9 protein-coding genes are annotated in these 14,054 nt (G+C 74.5%); 5 read left to right on the top strand and 4 right to left on the bottom strand.

The window, feature by feature from the left end:
• Genes ACI78Z_RS19825 through ACI78Z_RS19805 form a run of 5 tightly spaced genes read left to right on the top strand, consistent with a single transcriptional unit; the run spans position 1 to position 6,599 of the window.
• Positions 1-1,107 (top strand): GNAT family N-acetyltransferase, encoded by a 1,107-nt coding sequence (locus ACI78Z_RS19825; protein ID WP_457038266.1) that lies wholly within the window; start codon positions 1-3, stop codon positions 1,105-1,107.
• Positions 1,104-2,261, top strand: coding sequence for a GNAT family N-acetyltransferase (locus ACI78Z_RS19820; RefSeq protein WP_457038265.1), 1,158 nt, complete (start codon positions 1,104-1,106; stop codon positions 2,259-2,261). The genes ACI78Z_RS19825 and ACI78Z_RS19820 overlap by 4 nt, the downstream gene beginning before the upstream one ends.
• On the top strand, positions 2,258-3,706 hold the full coding sequence (locus ACI78Z_RS19815) for a lipopolysaccharide biosynthesis protein (RefSeq protein ID WP_457038264.1): 1,449 nt from the start codon (positions 2,258-2,260) through the stop codon (positions 3,704-3,706). The genes ACI78Z_RS19820 and ACI78Z_RS19815 overlap by 4 nt, the downstream gene beginning before the upstream one ends.
• The gene (locus ACI78Z_RS19810; protein WP_457038263.1) at positions 3,703-5,778 is read left to right on the top strand and encodes a PIG-L family deacetylase; all 2,076 of its coding nucleotides are present in this window, start codon (positions 3,703-3,705) and stop codon (positions 5,776-5,778) included. The genes ACI78Z_RS19815 and ACI78Z_RS19810 overlap by 4 nt, the downstream gene beginning before the upstream one ends.
• Positions 5,778-6,599, top strand: coding sequence for a metallophosphoesterase family protein (locus ACI78Z_RS19805; RefSeq protein ID WP_457038262.1), 822 nt, complete (start codon positions 5,778-5,780; stop codon positions 6,597-6,599). Before ACI78Z_RS19810 ends, ACI78Z_RS19805 begins: the two co-directional genes overlap by 1 nt.
• 178 nt (positions 6,600-6,777) lie before the next feature.
• Here ACI78Z_RS19805 and galE read toward each other — a convergent pair whose 3' ends face one another.
• The 4 genes from galE to ACI78Z_RS19785 form a co-directional block, all read right to left on the bottom strand.
• Positions 6,778-7,776 (bottom strand): UDP-glucose 4-epimerase GalE, encoded by a 999-nt coding sequence (galE, locus tag ACI78Z_RS19800; protein WP_457038261.1) that lies wholly within the window; start codon positions 7,774-7,776, stop codon positions 6,778-6,780.
• A 317-nt stretch (positions 7,777-8,093) separates the two neighbouring features.
• The gene (locus ACI78Z_RS19795; RefSeq protein ID WP_457038260.1) at positions 8,094-9,446 is read right to left on the bottom strand and encodes a heparan-alpha-glucosaminide N-acetyltransferase domain-containing protein; all 1,353 of its coding nucleotides are present in this window, start codon (positions 9,444-9,446) and stop codon (positions 8,094-8,096) included.
• Positions 9,443-13,606 carry a Pls/PosA family non-ribosomal peptide synthetase gene (locus ACI78Z_RS19790; protein ID WP_457038259.1) on the bottom strand — a complete coding sequence of 1,388 codons (4,164 nt, stop codon included), beginning with the start codon at positions 13,604-13,606 and terminating at the stop codon, positions 9,443-9,445. Before ACI78Z_RS19790 ends, ACI78Z_RS19795 begins: the two co-directional genes overlap by 4 nt.
• Positions 13,603-14,054: aminotransferase class III-fold pyridoxal phosphate-dependent enzyme (locus ACI78Z_RS19785; RefSeq protein WP_457038258.1), on the bottom strand; the 452-nt coding region annotated here is incomplete at its 5' end. The genes ACI78Z_RS19785 and ACI78Z_RS19790, both read right to left, overlap by 4 nt.

The raw sequence follows: 14,054 nt of genomic DNA, 5'->3' as shown, positions 1-14,054 counted from the left end.
TTGACCGCCCGTCCCTCGGGACAGCGGGGACAGGACGGCCACCGGGACCTCCACGTCGTCTCGCCGGCACCGCGAGACGCGTGGCGCGACCTGTTGTCCGCCGATCCGGACGCCCTGCCGACGCAGACGCCCGAGTGGACCGACTGGCTGTGCCGTACCCCGGGCCGGACCGACGCCAGCCGCCTCTACGAGTTCCCCGACGGTCGACGGCTGCTCCTCCCGCTCGTGGCCCGGGAAACGGCGGGAACGCTCTGGAGCGAGGAGTCCATGCCCTACGGGTTCGGCTACGGGGGGCCCCTCGTGGCGGGCGGTCGCCCCACCCCCGAGGAGGCGCGGGCGGTCCTCGACGACCTCGCGCGGCGCCCGGTCATCCGCGCCTCCCTGGTGCCCGCTCCCCTGTCGGCCGCCACCTGGACCGAGGCCGCGCCGCCGGGTGCGGCCACCGTCCCCTACCTCGCCCACGTCCTCGACCTGGAGGGCGGATGGGACTCCGTCTGGTCGGACAGGTTCCGCCCGCGCATCCGTCGGGACGTCCGCAAGGCCGAGAAACAGGGGCTGGAGGTCCGGAGGGGACCCGCCAGCGGGGTCCTCGAGGCGTACGGCGAGTTGAGCCGCCGCTCCGCGGAACGCTGGGCGCGGGATCGGCGCCAGCCGCTGTGGCTGGTCCGCCAGGTGGAACGGCAGCGCAACCGCGTGGGCCGGTTGGCGTCCGCCATCGCCGAGCTCGGCCCCATGGTGCGCCTCTGGACGGCGTGGCTGGACGGCGAGCCGGTCGCGGTGAACGTCGTGCTCCGCCACGGCAACCAGGCCTACGGGTGGTTGTCGGTCATGGACAAGGAGCTGGCCCAGCAGACCCTGGCCGGCACGCTGCTGCAGTCGCTGGCCATCGAGGACGCCTGCGCGGGCGGCGCCCGGTGGTTCCAGCTGGGAGAGTCCGATCCCGGCTCCGGAGTGGCGGCGTACAAGGAGCGCTTCGGCGGGGTCCCCGTCCCCTGGTCGGCCGTGCACTTCGAGCGGCTCCCCGTGACGACTGCCGGGCGGCGGCTCCGGGGGCTCGTCAACCAGCTCGCCGCCGGGCCCGCCCGTGCGGACGGAGGTGCACGGTGAGCGCTGCCCGCCAGGTCGCCGGCCTCGGAGCGGCCCTCCTGCAGCCCGCCCGGTCCTCATCGGTCCCGTCCGGCGGGTCCCCGGCACACGACGTCCACGTCGTCACCCCCGCACCGCGGGACGTGTGGCGGCAGTTGCTCTCCGCCGATCCCGGCGCGCTGCCCACCCAGACCCCCGAGTGGACCGACTGGTTGTGCCACGGTCGCTCCTGGGCCGACGCCAGCCGGCTCTACGAGTTCGCCGACGGGACCAGGGTGCTGCTGCCGCTGGTCGCCCGCGTCCGCGCCGGGGTGCGGGTCACCGCGGAGTCGATGCCCTACGGCTACGGCTACGGAGGGCCACTCGTCCCCGGAGGCCGGGCGCCCGCTGCGGCAGCACGCACGGTGCTGGCCGACCTGGCGAACCGTCCGGTCCTCCGGGCGGGGCTCGTGCCGCAACCGCTCGCCGCCGGTGAGTGGTCCGCGGCCGCACCCGGCCGGGCGGTCCGAGTGCCGTTCGTGGCCCACGTCCTCGATCTCCGCGGCGGCTTCCCGAGGGTGTGGCGGGAGCGGTACCGGAAGGCCACCCGCAAGAACGTCCGCCGAGGGATGCGGCAGCCGCTCGACGTGCGCGAGGGACGGGACCGGGCGAGCGTCGAGGTCTTCGCCGAGCTGAACCGCCGCTCCGTGGAGCGCTGGGCACAGCAGCGGCGCCAGCCGCGCTGGCTGGCCCGCCTCGTCGACCTCAACCGCGATCGAGGCGGCCAGCTCGCCTCCGCCCTCTCTGCGCTGGGTCCGATGCTCACGCTCCGGACGGCGCACCTCCGGGGTCAGCCCGTGGCCGCCTATGCCCACCTGCACTTCGGCGAGCAGGCGTACGGCTGGATGTCGGCGATGGACGCGGACCTGGCAGGCCGGACCAACGCCGGCACGCTGCTGCAGTCGCTGGCCATCGAGGACGCCTGCGGCGCGGGGTCCCGCTGGTTCCTGATGGGGGAGTCCGAGCCAGGATCCGGGGTGGGGACCTTCAAGGAGCGCTTCGGGGCCCGGGCCGTGCCCTACACGGCGTTGCGCTTCGAGCGTCTGCCCCTGACCTCCGCCGACCGCCGGCTCCGGGCGATCGCCGGCCGGCTGACCGCGGCCGCCCCTGCCGGCACGGACGCGGGTGCCCGGTGAACGGCGTCCCGCCGTCCGCCGGGACCGTCGTCCCCGGGGACCCTGCCGGCCATGCGCCCGTCGACGGCAGCCTCGTCTCCTCGCAGGGCACGTTGGTCTCGGCGTCCATGGCCCTGACCGCGGTGATCAGCTACGTCGGCGCTCTCGTCCTGGCCCACGTGCTGGACGCACCGTCCTACAGCGTCTACGCCGCGGCCGCGACGCTGCTCGGGACCGTGGGCGTGCTGGCTGCGGCGCTGCTCCCGCTGCCCCTCACGCACGTCATCCGCAGTTCCTCGCCGCGATCGGAGGAGCGGCGCCGCGGCGTGGCGTTCGCCTGGTCCGTGTCGGTCGGGGGAGGTCTGCTCTCCGCCCTCGTCGTCGGACTGGTGACCGCCACGTTCGCCCCGGCGACGGTGGTCGCCGCGGTCGCCGGCTCGGCGCTCGTGCTCTTCCTGGCCAGCCCGGCCTGGAGCTGGTTCCACGGCGAACTGCGGTTCGTCCGCAACGCGGTGGTCCTCGTGGCCGAGGTCGGCACCCGCCTCCTCGTGGGCGTCGGGGTCGTTCTCGCGGGGTGGGGCGCCGGTGGCGCCCTGACCGGCTTCATCGCGGGTTCGGCGGTCGTCCTGCTCACCGCGCCGCGGACGTTGTGGCGCGACCTGGCGTGGCGGCCCGACGTCCTGCGGGAACGGGCACGCTGGTCGGAGACGGGCGACATCGCCGTCACGCAGCTGATCGTCTACGCACTGGTCGGTGCCGACGTGGTCCTCGTCGCCGTCCTCGCCGCCCCCGACGCGGAGAGTGCCGGCTACCAGGCGCTCTCCACGCTGGCCAAGGCCCCGGTGTACGTGGCGGCCGGCGCGGTCGCCGTCGCCTTCCCCCTCCTCCGCAGCCGTCAGGCGCGCACGCACCACATCCTGGCGACGACGATGCGCTCCTTCGCCGTGCTGGCCTTCTCGGCGGCGGCAGTCGTGGCCACCGTGCCGCGCGAGCTCATGCTGCTGGTCTTCCCGGAGCGCTACGCCGGCTCCCTGACGCTGCTCCCGGCGCTCGCCGCCGCGGGGGTCGGCTACGCCGCGCTCACGATGTTCACGTCGGTCCTGCTCGGGATGCGCGCCTACCGGCGGTGCCAGGCGGGGTTGCTGACAGCCGTCGTCGTGATGCCTGCCGGCCTGCTGCTGGGCTGGGAGCTCGGCGGGGTCCCGGGTCTGGCCACCGGCGTGGCGCTGGCCGCGCTCGTCGCCACCGGTGCGTTGTGGGTCGCCGCAGCGCCGCTCCTGCCTCCCCGCACCACCCGCGAGGCGGTGCGTGCGCTGCTGGCCACCGGCGTCGTGGTGGTCCTCCTCGCACTGGCCAGACCCGTGCCGGTCATCTGGATCCTCGCGGTCCTGCTGCTCGGCGGAGCCGTTCTCCACCTGGTGCGGCGGCCACAGCACGTCCCGACGAACGAACTGGAGACCCGATGAGCGACCCGCTGTCCGCGCGCCTGGAAGAGGTGGTCGCCGAGGGGCAGGGGATCCTCGTCCTCTCCGCCCACCTCGACGACGCCGTCCTGTCCTGCGGTGCGCTGCTGAGCACGCTGGCCAGGCGGACCCGGGTCACGGTGGCCACCCTGTTCACCGAAGCCGCTCCGCCGCCGCACACCCGTGCAGCGGGTGCCTTCCTGAGGCAGTGCACCATCGGCGATGCCACCGAGCTGTACGCGGCCCGGCGGCAGGAGGACGTCGACGTGCTGGCCGGTCTCGGCGTGGAGCACGTCCACCTCGGGGCGCCCGACGCCCTCTTCCGGCGGCGGGAGGTGCCGCCGACCGTGACCCGGCTCGGCCGCGTCATCCCCGAGCTCGTCCACCGCTACCCCACGTTCCGTCTCGACATCGACAAGGGCCGGGTCTCGCGGGGGGACCACACGCTCGTCGATCGGCTCGACGCAGAGCTGCGCTCCCTGGCCGACCGCATCGACGCCGGCCTGGTGTTCGGCCCGGCCGGGGTCGGCCGGCACGTCGACCACCTGCTGACCCGCTCCCTCGCGGAGCGGCAGCCGCGGCCCGCCGTGCTGTACTCCGACTTCCCCTACGACCAACGGGACTCCCCGGACGCCGGCTACCTCGCGGCACGGGGGCTCACACCGGTGACCTGGGACCGGGACCTCGACACCAAGCAGATCCTGATCAAGGGGTACCGCTCCCAGGTCGAGGCGCTGTTCCCGACCGGGGAGATCCCGCTGGCGCCGGAGACCTACTTCCTGCCACCCAGGGGAGGCACCGGAGCCCGCCCCGCGGACGCAGCCCACGCCGTCGGCCGGCCGGGCAGGACACCGCAGGACCGACCGGCTCCGACCGACCTCCGGTCGTGGGCACCGCGCACGGGAGGGACAGCGGTGTCATCCGGTCAGGGCGGACGCGCTCTCGTCATGGGCTACCTGGACCTCGCCGTGCCGCTGCACGCGGTGGGCGCCCCGGTGACCATCATCGGCGCGCCCACGAGACCCGAACGCTTCTCCCGCTACGTCTCGGGGTGGCTGTCCGACCCGCGTCCCGACGAGGACGCGCTGGTCAGCGCCGTGCTGACGGACGCAGCCGGCCACCCGGGCCCTTCGGTCCTCTTCTACCAGGCCGACGACGACCTCCTCCTGATCTCCCGTCGACGGGACGAGCTCGCACCCGCCCTGCGGTTCGTGGTCCCCGAGGCCGACCTCGTCGAGCGGCTGGTCGACAAGGCCGCCTTCCAGGAGCTCGCGACGGAGGCGGAGCTCCCGGTGCCGCGGGGTCAGGTGCTCGACCTCACCCGGCCGGTGCTCGACCCCCGGCTGGCCTTCCCCCTGCTGGTGAAGCCGCTCCGCCGGGAGAGGCGCTGGGACGTGGCGACCCCGGCCAAGGCCGCGATCGTCCGGGACCAGGGGGAACTCGACGCCCTCGTGGACCTGCTGCACGCCGAGCACCCGCAGGTCATCGTCCAGGAGCCGGTCCCGGGTCCGGAGACCCGCATCGAGAGCTACCACGTCTACGTCGACTCCTCGGGGTCCGTGGCCGCCGAGTTCACCGGGCGCAAGGTCCGCACCTACCCCATGGCGCTGGGCCACTCGACCGCGGTGGTCACCTCCGACGCGCCTGACGTCGTCCGGCTCGGCCGCGAGATCGTCGAGGCTCTGGACCTGCGCGGGGTGGCCAAGCTCGACTTCAAGCGCGACACCGGGGGTCGGCTCTGGCTGCTCGAGGTCAATCCACGGTTCAACATGTGGCACAACGTCGGGGCCGCGGCCGGCGTGAACATCCCCGCCGTCGTGTGGGCCGACCTCGTCGGTCTCCCCCGGCCTCCCCGGACGCCGGCCCGTCCCGGTGTGGCGTGGTGCCGGCTGGAGCGCGACTACCTCGCCGCACGCGAGGCGGGCATGGACATGTGGACCTGGGTGCGCTGGGCGGCGGCGGCGGAGGTCAAGACCCCGCTGGACCTGTCCGATCCGGTCCCCATGCTCGCCGGAGCGCTGGAGCCGGCGTACCACAGGCTCCGGCGGCGGCTGCCGCTGCGCTCGGCCGGCTGATGCGCACCGGTGTCCTGTCGGACGTCCACGCCAACCTCCCGGCGCTGCAGGCGGTCCTCACCAGCCTGCAGCGCCGGGGCGTGGACCGGCTGCTGGTCGCGGGGGACCTCGTCGGGTACGGGGGGCAGCCGAACGAGTGCGTGACGGTGCTGGCCGAGGCCGGCGCGCAGTGCGTGCTCGGCAACCACGACCTGCTCGTCCTCGACCGGCTGCCCCCGACGAGGTTCCCGTCCTACGCCCGGCTCAGCGCGGACCTGCACCGCTCGCTGCTGCACGCCGACGTCCGCGCGTACCTGGAGTCGCTCCCCACCACGCTGCGGTCCGGCCGGGTGCTCATGACGCACGGGTCGCTGGACAGCCCCGAGGAGTACGTTTTGAGGGAGAGCCGGGCGGTCGAGCTGCTCGCCCGGCTCCCCGGGGAAGCGCCCGGCGCGGACACCCTCGTCCTCGGCCACACCCACCAGCCGTGGCTCCTCGACGCCGCGACGGGCACGGTGCCGGCCCGTCGTGCGGCCGCGCCGGCGACCGCGCCGCGGTTGCTCAACCCCGGCAGTGTCGGGCAGTCCCGGCAGCGCGAGCGCCGCCCGCGAGCGCGTTGCGCGGTCTTCGACGACACGACCGGGGGCGTGGAGTTCCTGCAGGTGGACTACGACGTGGCGGCGAGCCGGGAGGGTGTGCGCCGCCACGGGCTGCCCGACCGGTGCGTGCACGCGCCGCCGCCGCTGTGGTTCCCGACCGCGCTGCGGGCGCACCGGTTCCTCCACCGGACCGTGCGCCGCCTCGGCGCCGGGGAGGCGCAGCGCACAGCAGGCGGCTCCTGAGGAGTCGGGAGATCCTGCCCGCACGCAGGTCGCACGGCAGGCCGGATCCCGTCGCGGGCGCACGGAGCGGCGGTCGACGACCTGCCGGCCTGGACCCGCGACCGGCTCCCGCCCTGGATGGCCGGGACTTCCCGGGCGGGACTTCCCGGGCGGGACTCCCCGGGCGGGAGCCGGCCCTTCAGCCCGCCGACACGGCCCGCGCCGCCTGCGCCTGCGCCTGCCAGCCCGCCCACGCCGAGGCGACCATCTCCTCGACCCCGTGGGCCGCGGACCAGCCGAGCTCGCGGCGGATGAGCTCGGCCGACGCGACCACGCGCGCCGGGTCCCCGGCACGGCGCGGGGCGACCACCGGCTCGGACCAGGGTTGGTCCGCGGTACCGGTGACCCGGCGGATCGCCGCCACCATCTCCCGCACCGACACCCCCTCGCCGCGTCCGATGTTGGCCGTCAGGTCCCGGATGCGCCCGTCGGCGAGCGCGGCGGCGGCCGCGACGTGAGCGGAGGCGACGTCGGCGACGTGCACGAAGTCGCGGATGCACGTGCCGTCGGGGGTGTCGTAGTCGTCGCCGAATACCTGCGGCGGGCGGCGCGCGGCCAGCTGCCGGAACACCAGCGGCACGAGGTTGGCCGCGCCGCGGTCGGCGAGCGTGGGGTCGGCGGCGCCGGCGACGTTGAAGTAGCGGAGCGCGGCGTAGCGCAGCCCGGTCGCGGGGGCGACGTCGGCCAGCAGCTGCTCGCCGATCAGCTTGGTCCGCCCGTAGGGGTTCACCGGCCGGCACTCGGTGCGCTCGTCGACGAGGTCGACGTCGGGTGCGCCGTAGACCGCGGCGCTGGAGGAGAACACGAACCGCTCCACGCCCGCGGCGGTGACCGCCTCGAGCAGTGCGCGCAGCCCCTCGACGTTCTCCCGGTAGTACCGCAGCGGCTGCCGGACCGACTCCTCGACCTGCTTCTTCGCCGCGAGGTGCACGATCCCGCGCACCCCGTGCTCGCGCACCGTGCGGGCCACCGCCGCGCCGTCGGCGACGTCGGCGAGCACGAGGGGGACCTCGCCGATGCGCGCCGGCACACCCGAGGACAGGTCGTCGAGCACCACGACGTCCTCGCCCGCGGCGCGCATCGCGAGGACGACGTGCGACCCGATGTACCCGGCGCCGCCGGTGACCAGCCACGACATGGTGCCCCCCGCCTCTCGCTCGATCCCGGTCGTGCGCGTCCCCGACGCCCCAGCCTAGGGCGGCGACGTCCTCGCCCGGCCGGTCTCCCGCCCGGAGAGGTGCACCAGTGGCCGCAGCGCGTCGGCCACGGTCCGTGTCCGCTCGTGCCCCGGCTGCCCCCCGTGCACAGCCGGGGCACGAGCGTCCCCGGCCGGCTCAGCCGCCCCCGTGCGCACCGAGCGGGAGCACCCGGTCCCGCAGGTCCTGGGTGGGATCGGCGCCGAGATCCCCCGGTACCGGCGCCGGCGCCCGGTCGTCCACCGCGGGCGCCGGTCCCTCACGCGGCGGGGGGCGCACCGGCATTCCGCGGTCGTCGACCGTCCCCCACCGCTCGACGCGCCGCCCCCGACAGCCGGGCGACGAACTCCTCGAGCGGACCCCGTGCGTGGAAGCGGCTCCACACCAGGGCGAAGGCCACCACCACGGTGCACTGCAGGACGAAACCCCTCGAACCCCCGGGGAGGTCAGGGGAGCTCAGCAGCAGCAGGTGGAGGCTGTACAAGGTCAGGGTCATGCTCCCCGCGGCTGCCAGCGGCCGGAGGAGAGCCGTGGTGGCACGGCCCACGAGGATGCAGACCGCCACCACCACGAGCGCGACACCGATCGTGTACGCGAGGTCGAGCGGGGTGCTGGAGTGCGCCAGGGTCGTCGCCAGCCACCACGGGGTGTCCGATGGCGTGACCCCGCTCGCGCCCTCCCGCAGGAACGCCGCGAACTCCACCTGGCTCATGGACTGCAGGGCGACCGACTCCAGCCGCGCCCGCCCGCCGACGACGTCGAGCAGCAGCCAGGAGACCATCCGCGCGGCCACGGCGAGACCGGCCCCGACCAGCAGGACGACCAGGACGGTCCGGCGCGAGGTCAGCAGCGCACGCCCCACGGCCAGACCGGCGCAGAGGTAGGCCATCCACGGCAACGCGGGGTAGACGCCGGTGAGGGTCAGGTCGCGCAGCGCGTGCAGCGGGTCGTCGACCAGTGCGCCGAAGGTCAGGTTCGGAACGGGGTCCACCAACTCCGTGCCGGCGCGGAGCACGTGGCTCAGCAGGGGCATCGCCACGGCGATCGTCGCGGCCAGCCCCACGAGAGCCCGGATGGACAGGGACAGCAGCGGGATGGCCAGCAGGAACAGCACCGCGTAGTACGGCAGGATCACCGACGCGAGGTCGGCCGGGACCACGTGGCCCAGCAGGAGGCCCACCGCGCCGATCACGAGGGCGCGGACGAGCAACGAGGCCGCCTCGGCGGTCCACCGGCGTCCCGTCGGACGGCGCCGGCCGCCGCTGGCGAAGGCGATCCCCACACCTGCGAGGAGCGCGAAGAGCGCGGCCGACTTCCCGGCGGCCACGCTCCACGCCAGGGACGCCGTCCCGTCCTCGTCCGTGGCCGCGAAGTTGTGCACGGCCATCATGCCGACGAGGGCGACACCCCGGGCGGCGTCGATCCCCACGAGGCGGGTGCGAGCACGCCTCTCCACCTGCGTGCTCGCGGGCGTGCCGGAGACGTCCCCCGAGGCGGCCGGCTCGCAGGCGTGACTCAGCGGCACGACCTCGCGGGTCGCGACGGTCGTCGCGGTGGCCCCGCCGGACGGGTCGACGACCTCCGGCTGGGGCACCCGCGGGCCGGCCGTCATCGCCGGGTCCCCGTCGTCGCGGAGCCGGTCAAGACCCGGCGTCCGTTCCGTGCCGGCGGTGGCGTCGGCGTACGGTTGACCTTCTGCGCCGGGATGCCGGACCAGGTCGTGCCCGCTGGGAGCACCTCGCCCTTCATCGCGAGGGAGAGGGCGGCCAGCGTGGCGTCCTCCTCGACGACGGAGCCGTACAGGACGACGGCCTTGTCCCCGACGCTGGCGCGGTCGCGGAGCGTGACGTGGTCCATCTTCATGACGCGGTCCTCGAAGAGGTGGGTCTGCAGTGACGCGTTGGCGCCCACCGAGACGTCGTCCCCGATGGTCACGAGGTCGAACTCGGTGAGGTAGGTGGTGCCGAGCAGGGTCCGCCGGCCGACGCGGGCGCCGAACAGCCGCAGCGCCGGGCCGAGCAGGGGCGTGCCGGTGAGGAAGGTGAGCAAGGCCGGCACCGCCGCCGCCTCGTAGATCCCCGTGACGAACTCCGTCCGGCGGACGAAGCCGCTCCACAGCGGTCGCACGCGCGGCCGGTAGCGGCCGACGACGAGCCACTTGAGCGCGGCCACGAACAGGAGGACGCCGACGCTGGACGCCAGCGCCACCACGGGGGCCAGCAGGACGGTCGCCACGGTGCCCCACGAGACGGCCAGCGCGGACAGCCCGTACAGCGTGGCGAACATGGCGACGGCGAGCAGCGAGCTCGGCAGCACGATGCGGAGGAACTCGATCGCGTAGCGGGCACGGACCTGCCGCCGGGACGGGGTGAACGTCTCCGCCTCGGTGAAGTCCTCGAACAGCTCCCGGCGCGGCAGGAAGAAGGGCGGGGAGCCCAGCCACGACGTCCCGGCCTCCACCCCGGCGGGCGGCGGGACGCTGCGCACACCGATCAGCGACCCGTCCCCCATGGTCGTGCCCGCCGGGATGTACGAGGCGTTCCCGACGAAGGCACGGGACCCGATCTCGGTGGACCGGAAGGCCACGTGGCCGTTGGCGTACGTCGCGCTCCCGACGGTGGCCATGTCGGCGACGAAGCAGCCCTCGCCCAGGGTGAGCAGGTCGGGGTCGATGTGGGAGATCGTCGAGACCTCGGCCCCCTTGCCGACCCTCGTCCCCAACGCGCGCAGCCAGACGGGCGTGTAGAGGGTGGAGTACATCGTGTTGTTCAGCAGCAGGCTCAGCTCGAGGAGCTTGTCGCCGAGCCACTTCTCGAGGCCGAGCTGGGAACGGAGGTGGTGCACACCCTCCGGCGTCCCGGGCAGGACCAAGCGGCGGACCCCCAGGATCAGCGCGCACGAGGAGGCCACGAACAGCGGACCCGACAGTGCGGCGGCGAGCAGCGCGACCGCCGTCCCAAAGGTGAGCAGGGCCCACCAGACGACCGCCACCACCGGCAGCATGATCAGAAACGGCAGGAGCTCCAGCAGCAGGACCCCACCGGCGAAGCCGGCCAGGAGCGTGCGCGACCAGGTGCGGGGCGCGGCCGCGCAACTGGCCATCAGCTCGACGACCGGGTCGATCGCCTCCGGCGCCGGGCGTGCCGGGGAGCCCGCCCAGGTCTCCCCGTCCGGGATCGTCCTCCCGGACTGGAGCAGCGACTGCTCGCGGAGGATGGCCGAGGCGCCCACCTCCGACCCGCACTCCAGGACGCACTCGGACCCGACGACCGCTCCGGCGCCGACCGTGACAGGGGCGAGGGAGAGGACCCCCTCCGCCACCCGGTGACCGTGCAGCTGGGTGCCGTAGCCGACGGTGGCCCCGGTGTGCACCCGCAGGAGCGCGGGCAGCGAGACGTCCGCCGTCCCGACGTGGGACTCGTCGTCCACCCGCGCGCCGGCCAGCCGCAGGTAGGTCGCCGCCCACGGGGAACCGCTGAGCACGGTCAGCGGCGAGATGGTCACGAGCTTCTCGATCGTCCACACGCGCAGGTGCATGGCACCCCAGAGCGGGTGGTCACCGACCTCCAGTCCGCGGGACAGCAGCCGCGCGCCGACGATCGGCAGCACCCACCGCGTCAGGAGGAAGACCGTGGGCAGCGCGATCGCCAGGTCCCTGATCAGGGCGCCGGAGGGCTGCCCGTCGTGCAGACCGTAGGCGAGCGCGACCGGCCACAGGAACAGCAGGACGACGGCGACGATGACGGCTGCCTGCGCGATCCCGAACCGGACGACCCGCCCGGCGGACGGCGGCTCGGGCCGCGGCTCGCGCGGCGGGAGCCCGTCGGTGTCCGGCTGGGCGCCGACACCGGCCTCGAGGAAGGCCGCCAGGGCCCGCACCGTGGGATGCCGGTAGAAGTCCAGGATCGACAGGCCGGCGCCCAGGTCGCTCTCCCGCATCGTGGAGACGACGTTCGCCGCGACGAGGGAGTGCCCGCCCAGCGCCTCGAAGAAGTCGGCGTCCACCGAGACGGAGCCCGGGGCCAGCCGGAGGGTCTCCTCCCACACGCCGGCGATCCACGCCTCCGCCGGCGTGGTCGGCGGCAGGTACTCCTGGTCGGAGCGGATGAGCCGGGGGCGACTCGGCTCGGGCAGCCGGCCGCGGTCGGCCTTGCCGCTGGGCAGCATCGGGATGGCGTCGACCACGTCCAGGTAGGCCGGGACCATGTACGGCGGCATCTGGTTGGTCAGGCGCTGGTGCAGCTCGTCGACGACCTCGTCGACCCGGTCGCCCGACGGGTCCGCCGCAGCGCCGTCCCGCAGGACGACGTAGCCCGCGAGCTCCCCGCCGGTGTCGGGGGACGGCAGGAGCGTCACCACCGCCCCGGTCACCTCGTCGTGCTCGAGGAGGACGCTCTCGATCTCCTGGAGGTCCACGCGGTGCCCCCGCACCTTGACCTCGCTGTCCGCCCGTCCCAGGTACTCCAGCTCACCGTCGGGCAGGAAGCGGCCCAGGTCGCCGGTGCGGTAGATGCGCTCACCCGGGATGCCGCGGGGGTCGGGGATGAACCGGTCGGCGGTGAGGTCCGGGCGGTTCACGTAGCCGACGGCGACCCCGGGCCCGCCGACGCAGATCTCCCCGACCGCTCCTGCCGGGACCGGCTGCCGGTCGTCGTCCAGGAGCATCACCCGGTAGGTCGGCAACGGGCGGCCGATGGTCACCGGCTTGCCCGGCCGGAGCTCGGCCATCGTGCAGGTGACGGTGGTCTCGGTGGGCCCGTACGTGTTGAGGATCCGGCGGCCGGGTCCCCACCGGTCGACCAGCTCGCGGGGGCAGGCCTCGCCGCCGACGTTCACCGTGCGGATCCGGGGCAGGAGACGGTCCAGCGTGGCCAGCACGGTCGGGACGCAGTAGATCATCGTGATCTCGTTGTCCTCGAGGAAGTCGGCCAGACCCGACCCGACCCGGCGGCCGTCGGTCGGACCGGCCACCACGGTCGCGCCCACGGCCCAGGTGGGCCAGATCTCCTCGATGGAGAAGTCGAAGGCGATGGTCATGCCCTGGTAGACGCGGTCGGTGGGCTCGACCCCGTACAGGGACGGCACGATGCCGATGAAGTTGCAGATGCTCGACTGGGCGACCGCCACGCCCTTGGGGCGGCCGCTGGATCCCGAGGTGTAGATGATGTAGCAGACGGGGTCACCGTCGGTCCCGACGGCCGGACGCGTGCTCGGCTGCACCGCCAGCTGCGGCCGCTCCTGGTCGAGGTGGAGGCTCCGGCACGGCAGGGCGGCGGTCGACGCGGCGAACTCCGTCGTGGTCACCACCAGGTCGAGGGCGGAGTCCTCGGCGATGTACAGCAGCCGGTCGGCCGGCGCCGCCGGGTCGATGGGGACGAAGGTCGCCTCAGTCTTGGTGATCCCGAGCAGGGCCACGTAGGTGTCCACCGAACGGTTGAGCAGGATGCCGACCCGTGACCCGGCCCTGACGTCCCGGCTCATCAGCAGGTTGGCCAGGCGGTTGGCGCGGTGGTCCAGGTCCGCGTAGGAGATCCGCTCGCCGTCGCACTCCAGGGCGACGGCTGCCGGCCGGCGGTCGCAGGACAGCTCGAAGTACCGGCTCAGCCGCGAGCACCGCGCCCCCAGGCCGCCGAGCTCCTCGACGAGGTTGTCGTGGAAGCGGTATACGGGGGTGTCGCCCGGGGAACGGGAACCGGTCGTCGTGGTGAGCGACTCCTCGGGACCTCCCGGGAACAGGGCGAAGAAGTCGAGGTCGTCCTGACGCGAGGTCATCGGTTCACTTCCTGTCGTTGGGGGGACGTGCTCCCGGGGCCCGCCACCGTCCTGGCGATCGCCGTCACCGCCGCGTCCAGGGCGGTGGGCAGGGCGGCGACGAAGGCGTCGACCTGCGCGTCGGTGAGCACCAGGGACGGCGCCAGCCGCAGCACGTCGGGGGCGACGGCGTTGGCGAGGAAGCCGGCCTCCCGCAGCGCCGCCTCCAGCGCCCCGGCCACCGGCGCGGTGAGGACGACGCCGAGCAGCGCCCCCCTCCCGCGCACGCCGCGCACCGCGGGGTGGGCCAGGGCCTCGATGCCGGCGGTGAACCGGTGCTCCAGCTCCTTGGCCCGCTCCAGCAGCCCCTCGTCGCGGATCGTGTCCAGCACGGCCAGCGCGGCCGCGGCGGCGATCGGGTTGCCGCCGAAGGTCGACCCGTGCGCCCCGGCCTGCATGAGCTCGGCCG

Source organism: Geodermatophilus sp. SYSU D01176 (assembly GCF_054050015.1).
This window is presented reverse-complemented; position numbering and strand designations above follow the sequence as displayed.